Origin of the sequence: Streptomyces sp. NBC_00250, assembly GCF_036192275.1 — a bacterium.
In the GTDB taxonomy this organism is placed as follows: Bacteria; Actinomycetota; Actinomycetes; order Streptomycetales; family Streptomycetaceae; genus Streptomyces.
The window spans coordinates 5,893,684-5,909,734 of record NZ_CP108088.1 but is presented as its reverse complement, the minus strand read 5'-3'; the positions used below and the strand labels follow the sequence as shown (position 1 = coordinate 5,909,734).

Annotated in this window: 12 protein-coding genes; 4 read left to right on the top strand and 8 right to left on the bottom strand. The window is 72.5% G+C overall.

All coding sequences use genetic code 11. The features are described from left to right. The first annotated feature begins 40 nt into the window (after positions 1 to 40). Positions 41 to 2,326, top strand: a complete 2,286-nt coding sequence (locus OG259_RS26775) for a S9 family peptidase (RefSeq protein WP_328944571.1) — start codon at positions 41 to 43, stop codon at positions 2,324 to 2,326. A 56-nt stretch (positions 2,327 to 2,382) separates the two neighbouring features. On the opposite strand, the gene OG259_RS26770 is transcribed toward OG259_RS26775, so the two are convergent. Next, a complete protein-coding gene (locus tag OG259_RS26770; RefSeq protein ID WP_328944570.1) occupies positions 2,383 to 2,946 on the bottom strand; it encodes an AAA family ATPase in 564 nt (187 codons plus the stop codon). A gap of 47 nt (positions 2,947 to 2,993) precedes the next feature. Continuing rightward, positions 2,994 to 3,989, bottom strand: coding sequence for an EamA family transporter (locus tag OG259_RS26765; RefSeq protein ID WP_328944569.1), 996 nt, complete (start codon positions 3,987 to 3,989; stop codon positions 2,994 to 2,996). Positions 3,990 to 4,099: 110 nt separating this feature from the next. Here OG259_RS26765 and OG259_RS26760 point away from each other — a divergent pair, with 110 nt between their 5' ends. Together OG259_RS26760 and OG259_RS26755 are read left to right on the top strand one after the other, a co-directional pair. After that, complete coding sequence (locus OG259_RS26760; RefSeq protein WP_328944568.1) at positions 4,100 to 5,029, top strand: LysR family transcriptional regulator; 930 nt, start codon at positions 4,100 to 4,102, stop codon at positions 5,027 to 5,029. 113 nt (positions 5,030 to 5,142) lie between these two features. Next, complete coding sequence (locus tag OG259_RS26755) at positions 5,143 to 6,975, top strand: glycoside hydrolase family 3 protein (protein WP_328944567.1); 1,833 nt, start codon at positions 5,143 to 5,145, stop codon at positions 6,973 to 6,975. Between the two features lie 55 nt (positions 6,976 to 7,030). On the opposite strand, the gene OG259_RS26750 is transcribed toward OG259_RS26755, so the two are convergent. The 5 genes from OG259_RS26750 to OG259_RS26730 all read right to left on the bottom strand — a co-directional run bounded on the left by OG259_RS26750 (position 7,031) and on the right by OG259_RS26730 (position 13,756). Next, positions 7,031 to 8,476, bottom strand: a complete 1,446-nt coding sequence (locus tag OG259_RS26750; RefSeq protein WP_328944566.1) for an aminopeptidase — start codon at positions 8,474 to 8,476, stop codon at positions 7,031 to 7,033. A 99-nt stretch (positions 8,477 to 8,575) separates the two neighbouring features. After that, positions 8,576 to 8,989 (bottom strand): hypothetical protein, encoded by a 414-nt coding sequence (locus tag OG259_RS26745; RefSeq protein ID WP_328944565.1) that lies wholly within the window; start codon positions 8,987 to 8,989, stop codon positions 8,576 to 8,578. A gap of 95 nt (positions 8,990 to 9,084) precedes the next feature. Continuing rightward, positions 9,085 to 9,438, bottom strand: coding sequence for a hypothetical protein (locus tag OG259_RS26740; RefSeq protein WP_328944564.1), 354 nt, complete (start codon positions 9,436 to 9,438; stop codon positions 9,085 to 9,087). A 150-nt stretch (positions 9,439 to 9,588) separates the two neighbouring features. Next, positions 9,589 to 13,332 (bottom strand): ABC transporter ATP-binding protein, encoded by a 3,744-nt coding sequence (locus tag OG259_RS26735; RefSeq protein WP_328944563.1) that lies wholly within the window; start codon positions 13,330 to 13,332, stop codon positions 9,589 to 9,591. 97 nt (positions 13,333 to 13,429) lie between these two features. Further along, the gene (locus OG259_RS26730) at positions 13,430 to 13,756 is read right to left on the bottom strand and encodes a hypothetical protein (protein ID WP_328944562.1); all 327 of its coding nucleotides are present in this window, start codon (positions 13,754 to 13,756) and stop codon (positions 13,430 to 13,432) included. A gap of 140 nt (positions 13,757 to 13,896) precedes the next feature. Here OG259_RS26730 and OG259_RS26725 point away from each other — a divergent pair, with 140 nt between their 5' ends. Then, entirely contained in the window at positions 13,897 to 14,268 is a 372-nt protein-coding gene (locus tag OG259_RS26725) for a hypothetical protein (RefSeq protein ID WP_328944561.1), read from the top strand. A gap of 49 nt (positions 14,269 to 14,317) precedes the next feature. On the opposite strand, the gene OG259_RS26720 is transcribed toward OG259_RS26725, so the two are convergent. Next, positions 14,318 to 16,000, bottom strand: a complete 1,683-nt coding sequence (locus OG259_RS26720; protein WP_328944560.1) for a thiamine pyrophosphate-binding protein — start codon at positions 15,998 to 16,000, stop codon at positions 14,318 to 14,320. Positions 16,001 to 16,051 lie beyond the last annotated feature (51 nt).

The window sequence follows — 16,051 nt, the reverse complement described above, 5'->3', positions numbered from 1 at the left end:
CAAGACCATCAGCGACCGACACCGAGGACGGGCAAGAAGAATGAGCACTACTCAGAACTACAAGGCCGCAGAGCAGCTCCTCCGCCGTCCCGCCCGCCCGGGCGAGCTCGTCGTCGGTGACAAGGTCAGGCCGCAGTGGATCGACGGGGGCGCGCGCTTCTGGTACGCGGTGAGCAACGGGGTCGGCAGGCGGTTCGTGCTGGTCGACCCGGCGGCGGGCACGCGTGAGCCCGTCTTCGACCACGCCCGGCTGGCCGCCGCGCTGGCCGGCGCCGCCGAACAGCAGGTCGACCCCGAGGCCCTGCCGTTCATGGGCATCGAACTGACCGAGAACGACGTGAAGTTCGTGGCGTTCGGCGCGTACTGGCGCTGCGACCTGAACAGTTACGCCTGCGAGCCGGCCGAGTTCACCGCCCCGGGCAACCCGCTCGACGTGACCTCGCCCGACGGCAAGTCGGCGGTCTCCCAGCGGGGGCACGACCTGTGGGCGCGGTCGCTGTCCGACGGCCGCGAGTGGCCGCTGACCACCGACGGCGCCCCTGATCACGCGTACGGTCCGGGCCCCGCGGCGACCGGCAACGCCACCCTGCTGCGCAAGCTCGGCGTGCCCTACCTGCCGCCCGCGGTGGCCTGGTCGCCGGACTCGACGAAGGTCCTCGCCCACCGGACGGACGAGCGTGAGGTCCGACAGACCCACCTCGTGGAGGCCGGGCCCGCCGACGGCGGCGCGCCCCTCCTGCACACCCAGCGGTTCGCGTACCCCGGCGACGAGCACCTGCCGCAGGCCGAGCTGGTCGTCCTCGACGTCGCCGAGGGCACGGTGGTCCGCGCCCAGGCCGAGCCGCTGATCATGACCCACGTGTCGCCGATCACCGTCAAGTGGGCCTGGTGGGCCGCGGACGGCTCGGCCGTGTACTTCCTCGCCCGGCCCCGGGACCAGCACTCCCTCACCCTGAACCGCCTCGACCCCGTCACCGGCGAGGTCACCACCGTGATCAGCGAGACCGGGGCGACCCGGGTGGAGCCCAACCAGTGGATGACCGAGCCGCCCCTCGTGCGCGTGCTCGCCGACGAGGTGCTCTGGTTCTCGCAGCGCGACGGCTGGGGCCACCTCCACCGCTACGACCTGCACACCGGCGAGCTGCTCGGCCAGGTCACCTCCGGGCCGTGGCTGGTGCGGCAGATCCTGCGCGTCGACGAGGCCGAGCGGGTCGTGTACTTCACCGCCTCCGGGCTCGTCGACGAGGACCCCTACCGCCGCACGGTGTGCCGGGTCGGTCTGGACGGCTCCGGCTTCGCGAAGCTCACCGACGACACGCTCGACCACATCGCGACCCTGCCGGAAAGCCCGTACGACCAGGAGTACTTCATCGACTCCGCGTCCACCGTCGACACGGCCCCGGTCACCACGGTCCGCGACTGGACCGGGCGGGTGCTCGTGGAGCTGGAGCGCGCCGACATCACCAAGCTCGCCGCCACCGGCTGGACCGCGCCGGAGCGGTTCCGCGTGAAGGCGGCCGACGGCGAGACCGACATCTACGGAGTGCTCTACCGGCCGCGGGACTTCGACCCCGCCAAGAGCTACCCGGTGATCGACAACCTCTACCCCGGCCCGCAGGTCAACCGGGTCGCCCCGTGCTTCGACCCCGGCGGCATGGGCATGGACGCCGAACCCCTCGCGGCACTCGGCTTCGTGGTCATCGCGCTCGACGGCCGGGGCACCCCGGGACGGAGCAAGGCCTTCCACGACGCCTCCTTCGGCCGACTGGCCGACGCGGGCTCCCTCGCCGACCACGCCGCGGCCCTGCCGCAGCTGGCCGAGACCCGGCCGTGGATGGACCTGGACCGGGTCGGTGTCTTCGGCCACTCCGGAGGCGGGTTCGCCGCGGCGCGGGCGATGCTGGACCTCCCCGAGGTGTACAAGGTCGGGGCCGCTCTCTCCGGCTCCCACGACGCCCGCTCCTTCAACGCCGGCTTCGTCGAGTCCTACGACGGCGCGGACGACACCGAGGCCTGGGACCGGACGTCCAACCTGCACCTCGCCGACCGGCTGGCGGGCAGACTGCTGCTCATCCACGGCGACATGGACGACCAGGTCCACCCGCACCAGACCCTGCGGCTCGCCGACCGGCTGCTCGCCGCCGGCAAGGACGTCGAACTGCACGTCGTGCCCGGCGCCGAGCACACCTTCATCGACGTCCTGGCCCATGTCCGCACCCGCTCCTGGGACTTCCTGGTCCGCGAGCTGATGGGCACGCTGCCGCCCGCCTACCGCCCCGCGCCCATCGTCATCGGCCCCGAGCTGCTCGCCGACATGTTCGCCTGAGCACAGACCGTGGGAAGCAGCCCGTCGGAGCCCCACCTCGGTGGCGATCCGACGGGCTACCTCCGCGGGGTCAGGCCCGTCGCCGCCAGGACCGCGTCCACCGTCTCCTCCACGGTCAGGTGCGCGTTGTCGATCCAGACGCCCTCGTCCGAGAGTTCCGTGCGCATCGCCTCGTCCAGGAAGGCCCAATTGGTCGTCAGGCGCTTGTCCCGGGCGTTGTTGCGTTCCCAGGCCTTCTCCGGGCCCGGGGCCAGGAAGACCGGGTACAGCGGGCCCGTCTTCGCCTGGGCGCGGTAGTAGTCCAGGTGGGAGCGGCGTACGACGACGTCGTCCAGGACCGGGAGGAAGCCGGCCGCCGTGAAGCTCTCCGCGAGCAGGCAGGCGTTGCGGGCGCGCAGCAGGATCTGGCGGTCCGCCTCCGGGTCGCCGTCCGGGCTCGGCCAGTGGCAGCCGCTCACGATCAGGGCCTGCAGCCCGTCGACCTCGATGTGCGCCGCCCGGGCGAAGCGGGCCGCGAGGGCGGCCGCGACCGTGGACTTGCCGCTGCCGGGGATGCCGCTCAGGAGGACGGTGCCGGGGGCGGGTTCGGGGGAGTCGACGGTGATGTGCTCGAAGGTCATATGGGCGTTTCCTCGCTGTTCGTGCGCCGTGCGCCGCTGTTCGTACGCTACGCGCCGCTGTTCGTACGCCGTGCGTCCCTGTTCGTACGCCGTGCGCCGCTGTTCGTACGCCGTTCCTCGCCGAGGGGACGGCCGGACGACGATACGGGCACGGGGTTGGCCGGGGCGACGGAGTTCTTCTCCGGTCGGCGGCCCGGTGCGAAGGACGTCAGGGCCACTCCGCCGACCAGGAGCGCCGCCGCCCACCAGCGGGCCGGGCTCACTCCCTCGCCCAGGACGAGTGCCGCCGAGGACATGCCGAAGACGGGGACGAGGAGGGAGAAGGGGGCGACGGACGAGGCCGGGTAGCGGCGCAGCAGCCAGCCCCAGGCACCGAAGCCGAAGACGGTGGTGATCCAGGCTACGTAGACGATCACTCCGACGCCGGTCCAGTCGAGGCCGCGCAGGGCCGCGAGGTCGCGTTCCGGGCCCTCCAGGAGGAGGGAGAGGCCGAGCAGCGGCAGGACGGGGACGACGCTGACCCAGACCATGAAGTTGAGCGCGTCGGGCGGGGAGGCCTTGCGGGTCAGGACGTTGGAGACGCCCCAGCAGGCCGCCGCGCCGATCACCAGCGCGAAGCCCACGAGGGACCCGGCCCCGCCCTCGTCGGCCGCCGCCACTCCGATGCCCACCAGGGCGACGCCCATCCCCGCCGTCTTGAGGCGGCCGGGGCGTTCACCGAGCGCGACGAAGGCGAAGAGAGCGGTGAAGACGGCCTGGACCTGGAGGACGAGGGAGGAGAGTCCGGCCGGGGCGCCGAGGTCCATGCCGGTGAAGAGCAGCCCGAACTTGGCGACGCCGAGGACGAGTCCGACCGCCAGGATCCACTTCCAGGCCACGGTGGGCCGGCCCACCAGGAACACGGCGGGCAGGGCTGCGGCGAGGAAGCGGAGCGCGGAGAAGAGCAGCGGCGGGAAGTGGTCGAGGCCGATCTCGATGACGACGAAGTTGACTCCCCAGACGGCGGCGACCAGGGCGGCGAGGGCGAGGTGGGCGGGGCGCATGCTGTCGAGCATCGCCGCCCCGACCGTTTAGCACCAGCACGGAGTTCTTCATGGTGGGATGTAGCGATGCTTCATCCATCCGTCCCGCGCTTCGAAGAGGAGGACGCACCGTGCTGGATCTCGGCCGTCTGCGCGCTCTGCACGCCGTCGCCGTCCACGGCAGTGTCGGCGCCGCCGCCACCGCTCTCGGCTACACGCCGTCGGCGGTCTCCCAGCAGATCGCGAAGCTGGAGCGCGAGACGCGCACGACCCTGCTGGAACGCAGCGGCCGGGGCATCCGGCTCACCGACGACGCCCATCAACTCGCCGCCACCGCAGGCCAGTTGCTGAAGCTCGTGGAGGAGGCCGAGGTGCGTCTCGAAGAGCGGCGCGGTCGGCCCGCCGGGCGGCTCGCGATCGGCTGTTTCGCGAGCGCGGCGCGCGGTCTGATGCCCCGGGTGCTCGCGGAGCTCGGCCGGGCCCATCCCGATGTCGACGCCCGTCTCTCGGAGGTCGACCCGCACGTCTCGGTCGACCTGGTGGCGCGGGGAGTGATCGATCTGGCGGTCGCGCACGACTGGGACATCGCCCCGCTGCCGGTGCCGCCGGGGGTGGAGCAGGCGGTGATCGGCGACGACCTGTGCGACATCCTCGTCCACCGGGACCATCCGCTCGCGGCGCGGGAGTCTGTGCGCCGGGAGGAGCTGGCGGCGGAGCGGTGGATCTCGCAGCCGCCGGGGACGGTCTGCCACGACTGGCTGACGCGGACGCTGCGGCAGACGGGCTTCGAGCCGCTGATCGTGCATCAGGCGGAGGAGAACCACACACAGGTCGCCCTGGTCGCGGCCGGACTGGGGATCGCGCTCGTGCCGCGCCTCGGGCGCGGGACGCTACCGCCGGAGGTGGCGCCGGTGCGGCTCGACCCGATGCCGACGCGCCGTCTGCACGCCATGTGGCGGACCGGGGCGGCGCGGCGCCCGGCGATCCGGGAGACGGTCCGTACGCTCCAGGAACTCTGGCCCGGGATCGCCGCCGTGGGTGATTCGTGCGCGGGTCCTTGACCTGGCAGTTACTTTCGGGCTATCCGTGACCCTTGGAAGTTTCCTTCAGAGGCGGCTTCCGGGGATTCCCGACACGGATTTCCTTCAACCTCGCACGGCCGGAAGGAGCATCAGTGCACCACCGCGCCCCCGCCCCCTCCCCCTCCCGACGCGCCCTTCTCACGGTGACCGCCGCCGCGGCAGCGGCCGCCGTCACCGGGGCGACCACCCCCGCCCTCGCCGTTCAGGACCGGCACGACGACCGGAAGCTCCGGCGGATCATCGACCGCATGTCCCTTGAGGAGAAGGTCGGCCAGCTCTTCGTGATGCGGGTGTACGGCCATTCCGCGACCGCCCCCGACCAGGCCGACATCGACGCCAACCTCACGGAGATCGGCGTCCGTACGGCCGCCGAGCTGGTCGAGCGCTACCACGTGGGCGGCGTCATCTACTTCTCCTGGGCCCACAACACCCGGGACCCGCAGCAGATCGCCGCCCTCTCCAACGGCATCCAGCAGGCCGCCCTCGCGCAGCCCACGCCGATCCCCGCGCTCATCTCCACCGACCAGGAGCACGGCATCGTCTGCCGGGTCGGCGAGCCCGCCACCCTGGTGCCCGGCGCGATGGCCCTCGGCGCCGGGGGCTCGCACGCGGACGCCCGCAAGGCGGCGCAGATCGCGGGCGAGGAGCTCGCGGCCGTCGGCATCCGGCAGAACTACGCGCCGGTCGCGGACGTCAACGTCAACCCGGCCAACCCGGTCATCGGCGTCCGCTCCTTCGGCTCCGACCCGACGGCGGTCGCCGGTATGGTCGCCGCGCAGGTCAAGGGCTATCAGCGGGCCGGGGTCGCGGCCACCTCCAAGCACTTCCCGGGGCACGGCGACACCGCCGTCGACAGCCACTACGGGCTGCCGACGATCACCCACACCCGGGCCCAGTGGAGCGAACTCGACGCCCCGCCGTTCCGGTCCGCGATCGACGCCGGGATCGACTCGATCATGACCGCGCACATCGTGGTCCCGGCGCTCGACCGGAGCGAGGACCCGGCGACGCTGTCCCGGCCGATCCTCACCGGCATCCTCCGCGAGGAGCTCGGCTACGACGGCGTCGTGGTCACCGACTCGCTCGGCATGGAGGGGGTCCGCACCAAGTACGGCGACGAGCGCGTCCCGGTCCTCGCCCTGAAGGCCGGGGTGGACCAGCTGCTCAACCCGCCGAAGCTCGACGTGGCCTGGAACGCGGTCCTGAAGGCCGTCAAGGACGGCGAGCTGACGGAGGACCGGCTCGACGAATCGATCCTGCGCATTCTGCGGCTCAAGTCGAAGCTCGGTCTGTTCCGGAACGCGTACGTCACCCGGGCCGGTGTCGAGCGGGTGGTCGGCACCGCCGCCCACCTCGCCCAGGCCGACCGGATCGCCGAGGCGACCACGACCCTGCTGCTCAACGAGGGCGACTTCCTGCCGCTGAGCCCGGCACGCCACGGCTCGGTCCTCGTCGTCGGCGCCGACCCGGCGTCCCCTTCCGGTACGACGGGTCCGCCGACCACGACGCTCGCGACCGCCCTGACCGAGCTGGGCTTCACCGCGACGGCGCTCTCCACCGGGACCACCCCGACGGCCGCGAAGATCGAGGAGGCGGTGGCGGCGGCCGCGGGCAAGGACGTGATCGTGGTGGGTACGTACAACGTCACCGCGACCAGCCCGCAGCGCACGCTCGTGGCGCGGCTCGTCGCGACCGGGGTGCCCGTCGTGACGATCGCGATCCGCAACCCGTACGACATCGCCCGGATCGACGGCCAGCGGGCGACGCTCGCCGCCTACTCCTGGACCGATGTCGAACTCCGCGCCGCGGTACGGGTCCTGGCCGGCCGGGCCAGGCCCAGGGGTCGCCTCCCGGTCCCCGTGCAGAGCGCGGACGACCCGGCGAAGGTGCTCCACCCGGTCGGGTACGGCCTGTCGTACCGCTGACACGGACGTGGGGTGCGTCCCGCCGGACGCACCCCACCTCACCTGCCACGGGGTGTCACGGCCGCAGGCCGTGCTCCTTCGTCGCGTCCTCGTCGACCGGCTTGTCGAGGCGCGCGTCGAAGCGGGCCAGCGGCTGCGCCGCCTGGGCGGCCGGGGCGGGGACGCCGGCCCAGTCGAGGATGCGGGCGGTGGCGTTGTTCCGCTCGGCCTCGACGAGCCCGGCGACGTTCGCACCGTGGTTGGCGCCCGGGGCCACGTACACGTAGCTGTCGCGCGCGCCCTTGCCGAGGTGGAACTTCTCGGAGCCCCACGGGTCGTTGCCGCCGTACACGAACAGCATCTTGTTCGCGTTCTTGCGGACCCAGTTGTCCACATCACGCATGGCGTGCTGCTTGAACTTCATCGGGATCTCGCGCGGCACGAAGTTGCTCGCGGGCTGGTAGCCGTAGCGGCTCAGGCCCTTGAGGTGCGGCTGCTTGATCGTGGGCGAGCCGAGCTCGGTCGCCGCCTGGTAGTAGTACGGCGTGTACGGCTCCAGGCCCTGGTCGGTGTAGGCGGCCCAGCCGGAGAAGGCGTCGATCGTGCCGTACACCTCGTCGTCGGTGGCGGTCTTCGCCACCGGGATCTGGTCGCAGACGTCCTCGCCGTAGTACTGCCAGAAGCCCCACACGAAGTCGAGGACGACGGCCTCGAAGGCCTTGTCGAGCGTGCCGACCGTGTTGAAGGTGACGCCCTCCGACTCCGCCCACGCCTTGTACTTGGCCTCGAGGGGGGCGCGGCGGACGAGGGCCTCGCGCTGCAGGTTGTTCAGGCGGTCGCGGCACTCCTTGGTGCCGACGGTCTCGAAGAACCGGTCGTAGGCCGAGTCCTCCTTGTTGACCACGTCGTTCGGGGCGACGTAGGCGACGACACCGTCCATGTCACGCGGGTAGAAGCGCTCGAAGTAGGTGGCGGTCATGCCGCCCTTGGAGGCGCCGGTGGAGAGCCACTTCTGGCCGTAGATCTTCTTCAGCGCGGTGAAGATCCGGTGCTGGTCGCTGGCCGCCTGCCAGATGTCGAGCTTGGACCAGTCGGCGGGCTGCGGACGCGACGGCGTGAAGAAGCGGTACTCCATGGAGACCTGGTTGCCGTCGATGATCCGGGTCGGCTCGGCGCGGCTGGGCGTGGTGCTCAGCGAGTAGCCGCTCGTGCGGAAGACGGTCGGGCGGCTCGTGTCCTTGTGGAGGACGGAGATCCGCTGGTCGAACGTGCCGGCCCACGGGCGCCGGTGGTCGATCGGCTGCTTGTAGTTCAGGACGAAGAAGCGGTAGCCGGCGTACGGCTTCTCCTCGATCAGGCTCATCCCGGGGATCGCCAGGATGCGGTCCTTGATGTCTGTGCTCTGCGAGTCGACGACGGCCGTGCTGCCCGTGTCCGTGTCCGCGGCGGTAGCCACGCCGGTCGGTGCCACGGTGCCTATGAGCACCGAAAGCGACAGCGCCCATCTCAGCGACTTGCGCATTCACCCTCCCCTTGGTTCACAACGGTGTCGCGAACCTAGCGGGGGGAACGTGTGGACCGCCAGCCCCAGTTGGTCCTTACCCTTGGACTTTCCTGCACATCAGCACAGGATCCAGCCGGTGGTCGTGCCCCGGCCGGACACCGAACCACCCGCGCGGACACAGCGGTTGAGGGCGTGGACGGTGACGGGACCGGCCTGTCGGTCGAACCGTCCGGACGAGACCGCCGGCCGGCCGCCGCGGGGCTGGAGGGAGACGGCCATCGGCCGGCGGGCGCCGGGCCGCTTGGCGACGGTGACGGCGCAGGCGTAGTGGCGGGTCCGGTAGAGGCGCAGCTCGCCGGTGGCGAAGGTGATGGTCCGGGCGGGGCGGCCCTGGCAGACGGAGACGGCTTCGGCGGTACCGGCGCCGGGGCCGATGCCGGGGACCGGAATCAGCACGAGGGCGAGGAGCAGGGGCGCCAGGACACGGGCGAGCAGTCGGCCACGTCGTGCCTTCTTCGTGTCCGTGGGCATGCGTTTCCCCTCCCGAGTGGGTCGCCGTACGCGCGTACGGACGTACGGACGTACGACGCGCCCGATCCCGGAATGGTTGCCTCCGGTGTGGGCTCCTACGAGAACGCGACGAGGAGGAGGAACAGGAAGACGCTCTCGGCGCCGATCTGGGTCCGGAACGCGGCCTTGCGGACCTCGGGCCGGGAGGCTGCCTGCACGGTCACCAGGGCCGCGACGAAGATCACCAGGGCCGCGACGTACACGAGGCCGGGAGTGCTGTCGCACGCCGTCCCGTGGGTGAGGCAGCGGGCGGCGTCCTCACGGGTGAGCACGAGAATGCCGGCGAGCAGGCTCGCGGGCACGAACATCCCCGCCCAGAACATGGACCGCTTCCGCAGCCGGGCACCCTCGACGTCCGGCGGCGTGATGGGGACGGGCGAGGCGGCGCGGGAACGGGGGTCGTTGCTCATGGCCCGATTCGATCCCGCCGGGCGGTGGGCCGGATATCCGCTCCCGTACTCATCCCGCCGGGCGGCGCACCTACTCACGGCCGCGGCACGCCGGGCCCCACCTCGCGCCGGGCCCACCTCACGCCCGGCCCACCTCGCACCCGCTCCGGCTCACACCCGCTCCGGCTCCTCCTCGTCCACGGCCTCGCCGATGAAGGTCCGCCACAGCATCGCGTAACGGCCGTCCAGGGCGAGGAGTTCCTCGTGGGTGCCGTCCTCCGCGACCCGGCCGTGGTCCATGACGACCACCCGGTCGGCGCGGGCCGCCGTGCTCAGCCGGTGGGCGACGACCAGGGTCGTACGGCGGCCGGCGAGCCGGTCGGTGGCCTGGTTGACCTGGGCCTCGGTGGCCAGGTCGAGGGCGGCCGTGGCCTCGTCGAGGAGCAGGATGTCCGGGTCGACGAGTTCGGCGCGGGCGAGGGCGATGAGCTGGCGCTGCCCGGCGGAGAGGTTACGGCCCCGCTCGGCGACCTCGTGGAGGTAGCCGCCGTCGAGGGTCGCGATCATGTCGTGGGCGCCGACCGCGCGGGCCGCCGCCTCCACCTCGGCGTCGGTCGCGTCGGGACGGCCGTACGCGATGGCGTCGCGGACCGTCCCGGCGAAGAGGTACGCCTCCTGGGGAACGACGCCGAGCCGGTGGCGGTACGCGGTGAGGTCGAGGTCCCGCAGGTCGGTGCCGTCGGCGGTGACCCGGCCGCCCGTCGGGTCGTAGAACCGGGCGACCAGCTTGACCAGGGTGGACTTGCCCGCGCCGGTCTCGCCGACGAAGGCGACGGTCTGGCCGGCCGGGATGCGCAGGTCGATGCCGGTGAGGGCGGTCTCGTCCTTCGCGGCGCCGTCCTCGCCGCCGTACGCGAAGGAGACGTCCTCGAAGGCGATCTCGCCGCGCAGCGACAGCACGTCCAGGGGCGCGGGCGCGGCGGCGGTCGACGTCGGCTCCTGGAGGAGCTCCTGCATGCGCTTCAGCGAGACGGCGGCCTGCTGGTAGCCGTCGAAGACCTGCGAAAGCTGCTGCACGGGGGCGAAGAACAGGTCGATGTAGAGGAGGTAGGCGACGAGCGCGCCGGTGGTGAGCGTGCCGCCCTCGATGCGGTTCGCGCCGACGATCATGACGGCCGCGGCGGCCACCGAGGAGAGCAGGGTGACGAACGGGAAGTAGATGGAGATCAGCCACTGGCCCCGGACGCGCGCCTCACGGTAGTGGTCGCTGCGCTCGGCGAACCGGGCGGCGCCGGAGCGCTCGCGGCGGAAGGCCTGCACGATCCGGAGGCCGGAGACCGACTCCTGGAGGTCGGCGTTGACGACGCTGATCCGCTCGCGCGCCAGCTCGTACGCCTTCACGCTGGAGCGGCGGAAGTAGTACGTGGCGACCGCGAGGACCGGCAGGGTCGCGAAGACGACCAGGGCCAGCTGGAGGTCGAGCACGAGCAGCGCGACCATGATCCCGAAGAAGGTCACGACCGAGACGAAGGCGGTGACCAGGCCCGTCTGCAGGAAGGTGGACAGGGCGTCCACGTCCGTGGTCATCCGGGTCATGATCCGGCCGGTGAGCTCGCGCTCGTAGTAGTCGAGGCCGAGCCGCTGGAGCTGGGCGAAGATCTTCAGGCGCAGCGCGTAGAGGACCCGCTCGCCGGTACGGCCGGTCATCCGCGTCTCGGCGGTCTGCGCGACCCACTGCACGAGCACGGTGACCAGGGCGAACGCGGAGGCCGCCCAGACGGCGCCGATCGCGAGCCGGTTCACGCCCTCGTCGATGCCGTGCCGGATCAGGACCGGGAGCAGCAGTCCGGCGCCCGCGTCGAGGGCGACCAGGCCGAGGCTGATGAGCAGCGGGAGGCCGAAGCCGCGGAGCAGTCGGCGCAGACCGTAGGCGTCCTCGGGCGACACGGCGCGGGCCTCGTCGATGCCGGGAGTGTCGTCGGCGGGCGGCAGGGCCTCGACGGCGGCGAGCAGCTCGGGGGTGGCCCCCGGCGCCTCGGGCTCCCGGCCGGCGGTCTCGTCCCGTACCCACAGGGTGGGGGTGATGCCCCGCTCGGCGTCGAACTCGGCGTCCAGCTCGGCCCGCAGCGTGCGGTCCTCGGGCACCTCGGCCGGGGTGATGTGGCCGGGCGAGACGGCGCCCAGCTCGTCGGGGTCGGTGAGCAGGCGCCGGAAGAGCGGGGAGCGCTCCTCCAGCTCGGCGTGGGTGCCGATGTCGGCGAGCCGGCCGTCCTCCAGGACGGCGATGCGGTCGGCGAGGCCGAGGGTGGAGCGGCGGTGCGCGATCAGCAGGGTCGTACGGCCCGCCATGACCGACTTCAGTGCCTCGTGGATCTCGTGCTCGACCTTGGCGTCGACGGCGGAGGTGGCGTCGTCGAGGAGGAGGAGCCGGGGGTCGGTGAGGATCGCGCGGGCGAGGGCGACGCGCTGGCGCTGGCCGCCGGAGAGGGTGAGGCCGTGCTCGCCGACCTTGGTGTCGTACCCGGCGGGCAGCTCGGCGATGAACCGGTCGGCCTGGGCGGCGCGGGCGGCGGTCTCGATCTGCTCCTGGGTGGCGTCCGGGAGGCCGTAGGCGATGTTGGCGCGGACGGTGTCGGAGAAGAGGAAGGAGTCCTCGGGGACGAGACCGATCGCGGCGCGCAGCGAGTCGAGGGTGAGCTCGCGGACGTCGTGGCCGCCGACGAGGACGGCACCGTGGGTGACGTCGTAGAAGCGGGGCAGGAGCAGCGAGACGGTGGACTTGCCGGAGCCGGAGGCGCCGACGACGGCGACGGTCTCGCCGGCCCGGATCTCCAGCGAGAACCCGTCGAGCACCGGCCGCCCGTCCTCGTATCCGAACGCCACGTCGTCGAACTCGACGGTGGCGGGGGCGTCGGCAGGCAGCTCCTTCGTACCGTCCTTGATGACCGGCTCGGTGTCGACGAGGTCGAGGACCCTCTCGACGCCTGCGCGGGCCTGCTGGGCGACGGTGAGGACCATGGCGAGCATCCGGACCGGGCCGACGAGGGAGGCCAGGTAGGCGGAGAAGGCGACGAAGGTGCCGAGGGTGATCTGGCCGCGGTAGGCGAGCCAGCCGCCGAGGGCGAGGACGGCGACCTGGCCGAGGGCCGGGACGGCCTGGAGGGCCGGGGTGTACCGCGAGTTCAGCCGGATCGTCCGCAGCCGGCCGGCGAACAGCTTCCGCCCGGCCTCGCGGATCTTGCCGGTCTCCTGGTCCTCCTGGCCGAAGCCCTTCACGACCCGGACGCCGGTCACGGCCCCGTCGACGACCCCGGCGACGACGGCGGCCTGCTGCTGCGCGTGCCAGGTGGCGGGGTGGAGGCGGGTACGGCTGCGCTTGGCGATGAACCAGAGGGCGGGGGCGACGGCGAGGGCGACGAGGGTGAGCGGGAGGGACAGCCAGGCCATGACGCCCAGCGAGATGAGGAAGAGAAGCACGTTCCCGATGGTCATCGGAAGCATGAACAGCAGACCCTGGATCAGCTGCAGGTCGCTGGTGGCCCGCCCGATGACCTGCCCGGTGGACAGCTCGTCCTGCCGTCGCCCGTCGAGCCGGGTGATCGTGGCGTACATGTCGGTACGCAGGTCGTGCTGGACGTCGAGGGCGAGGCGGCCGCCGTAGTAACGGCGGACGTAGGTGAGGGCGTAGACGAGGACGGCGGCACCGATGAGGAGGCCGGTCCAGACTCCGAGGTCCCGGGTCTTCGTCCCGATGACGTCGTCGATGATCACCTTGGTGACCAGCGGCACGAGTGCGAGCACGGCCATGCCGGCCAGCGAGGACCCGAGCGCGAGCAGAGTGTTCGCCTTGTACCGCCACGCGTACCCGGCGAGCCTGCGCGCCCAGCCCCGCTGTTCTTCCCCGACCGCCGCCACGAGTGGCCTCCCGTTCGTCCTGCTCTACCGGAAGGCCCAACACGGCCGACGTGCGATTTCATCCCGCCGCAACAAATACGGGCCTATGGTCCTAGGACTACCAGCAGGAGCAGTACAGCGCGAGGAAGGCCAGGACCAGGAGGGCCCCGAAGGTGCCCGCACCGGCGGCCGCCAGCCGCCCCTTGCCGCGCCGCTCGGGCCCGCGGAGGAACTGCACGGCCCCGTACCCGGCGAACAGCACGAACAGCCCGCCCGCGGTGGCGGTCCCCGCGGGGCTGACGCGCATCCCCTGGATCACCAGGAACCCGACGCCGAGGAGTGTCCCGAGGACGAGCAGGCAGGCGAGGGCCTCCAGGACCGCCTCCCCGACCAGCTCACCCACGAACTCGCCGACGCCCTTCGCCACCTTCACCAGCACGCGCACCCTGCCACCCCTGTCACTCCCCCGGCCCCGGCGGGCCGCTCGGGGAGTGGGACCGCGGCCGCGCCGTGAAGGTTGCACGCACGGGCGGGAGCGGTTCTGGGTAGGAGGCCCGTGGTGCAGTCGAGCGGAAGGGGAGGTCCGTGGGGAAGGTCGAGGACGGAAAGCCGTACCAGTGGGGGCGGCTGTACGCGGCGCTGCGGGCGGTGCGGGGGCTGGCGTCGGCCGGCCGGGTGGTTCCGGCGACGGAACGGGAGCTGAAGGACACGGCGAGCAGACCCCGGTCGGTCTTCGAGGGGTTCCTGCGGACCGCGGGCCTCGACGTCTTCGCCGCCCGGCAGCGGGGCGGGCCCGTCGCCGAGGCCGCGGCGGCGGCGTTCGCCGACGTGGCGCGGCTGATACCCCCGCGGCGCATGGACTCCGACCAGATCACCCCGCAGGCGGAGCACTTCCGCCAGGGGTACGAGGCGCAGCTCGCCGAGTACCGGAAGGCCTGGGAGGGCCTCGTCGGCTGAGGGGCCGGTGGCCCGGCCCTTTCGGGTCCGGGCCACCGGGTCGGCACCGTCACAGGTGCGTCGGTTCGAACATCCTCAGGAGGGCCGGGAGGACGACGACCGAGGGGCCCGGGGTGGCGAGGGACTTCGCGAGGTCCGTCGTCAGGGTCTCCGGGGTCGTCAGGGTCGCCGGGACGCCGAAGGACTCCGACAGGGCCACGAAGTCCGGGCGGGACAGTTCCGTGCCGGTGGCCTCGCCGAACGCGCCCGTCATGTACTCGCGCAGGATGCCGTAGCCGCCGTCGTCGACGATCAGCCACGTCACGTCGAGTCCGTACTGCTTCGCCGTCGCCAGCTCCGCGATCGAGTACATCGCGCCGCCGTCGCCGGACACCGCGAGCACCGGCCGGCTCGGGTCCGCCGCCGCCGCGCCGAGCGCCGCCGGGAAGCCGTAGCCGAGGCCGCCGGCGCCCTGGGCCGAGTGCATGGTGTTCGGGAAGCGGGGGTCGAAGGCCGACCACGCCCAGTACGCCAGGATCGTCATGTCCCAGAAGCTCGGGGAGCGGTCCGGGAGCGCCTCCCGTACGGCCGCGACGATCCGCTGCTCCAGGCCGAGGTCCTGCGCCGCGATCCGGTCCCGGACCTTCGTCAGGACGGCCGATACCCGCTCGGGGGCGGTGGGGTCCCGGCGCTCCGGCACGGTCTCCAGGAGTGCCTGGAGGGCGAGCCGGGCGTCCGCGTGGATGCCGAGCGCCGGGTGGTTGGACTCCAGCTTCCCGGCGTCCGCCTCGATCTGGATCACCCGGCCGCGCGGGGCGAACGTGTGGTAGTTCGAGGACAGCTCGCCGAGCCCCGAGCCGACGACGAGGAGGACGTCGGCGTCCTCCAGGAAGTCGGTGGTGTGCCGGTCCTCCAGCCAGGACTGGAGCGACAGCGGGTGCTGCCAGGGGAAGGCGCCCTTGCCGCCGAAGGTCGTCACGACGGGGATGTCGAGCCGCTCCGCGAGCGCGAGGAGCTTGCCGGAGGCGTCGGAGCGGACGACTCCGCCGCCCGCGATGATCGCCGGACGCTCGGCGTTCGCCAGGAGGTGCGCCGCGACCGCCGTCAGCTCGGGGCGCGGGGCGATGTCCTCGGGCGTCGCGTCCATCGCGGTCACGACCGGCAGGGTGGTCTCGGCGAGGAGCACGTCCTGCGGGATCTCGACCCAGACCGGTCCGTGCGGGGCGGTGAGCGCCGATTCCCAGGCCGCGGCGATCGCGGAGGGGATCTGGGACTGCGTACGCACCGTGTGGACGGACTTCACGACGTCCCGGAAGGACGCCTGCTGGTCGCGCAGCTCGTGGAGGTAGCCGTGCCGGCCGCCGCCGAGGCCGGCGACCGGGATCTGGCTGCCGATCGCGAGGACGGGGGCGGAGGCGGCGGCCGCCTCCTGGAGCGCGGCGAGCGACATGAGCGCGCCGGGGCCGGTGGAGAGCAGCAGCGGGGCCGCCTCGCCGGTGATCCGGCCGTACGCGTCGGCGGCGAAGCCCGCGTTGTTCTCCACGCGGAGGCCGACGTAGCGGAGGTCGGAGCGGCGCAGGGCGTCGAACATGCCGAGGGCGTGCTGGCCGGGGAGGCCGAAGACGGTCGTGGCGCCGAGGCCGGTGAGGGTCTCGACGACGAGGTCGCCGCCGTTGCGCCCGGCAGGCGGGTCGAGCGCGGCGGTCGTCTGCGCCTCCGTGGGCCGGAGTACCAGGTCGTGGTCGTGGGTCATGGCGTCCCTTCAGGTCGTGGGCAGGCGTTCCGCAGGGGCGGAACGGGTGGG

Coding starts and splice junctions, on each gene's coding strand:
- OG259_RS26775 (WP_328944571.1), top strand. CDS start 41: ATGAGCACTACTCAGAACTACAAGGCCGCAGAGCAGCTCCTCCGCCGT.
- OG259_RS26770 (WP_328944570.1), bottom strand. CDS start 2,946: ATGACCTTCGAGCACATCACCGTCGACTCCCCCGAACCCGCCCCCGGC.
- OG259_RS26765 (WP_328944569.1), bottom strand. CDS start 3,989: ATGCGCCCCGCCCACCTCGCCCTCGCCGCCCTGGTCGCCGCCGTCTGG.
- OG259_RS26750 (WP_328944566.1), bottom strand. CDS start 8,476: ATGCGCAAGTCGCTGAGATGGGCGCTGTCGCTTTCGGTGCTCATAGGC.
- OG259_RS26745 (WP_328944565.1), bottom strand. CDS start 8,989: ATGCCCACGGACACGAAGAAGGCACGACGTGGCCGACTGCTCGCCCGT.
- OG259_RS26740 (WP_328944564.1), bottom strand. CDS start 9,438: ATGAGCAACGACCCCCGTTCCCGCGCCGCCTCGCCCGTCCCCATCACG.
- OG259_RS26720 (WP_328944560.1), bottom strand. CDS start 16,000: ATGACCCACGACCACGACCTGGTACTCCGGCCCACGGAGGCGCAGACG.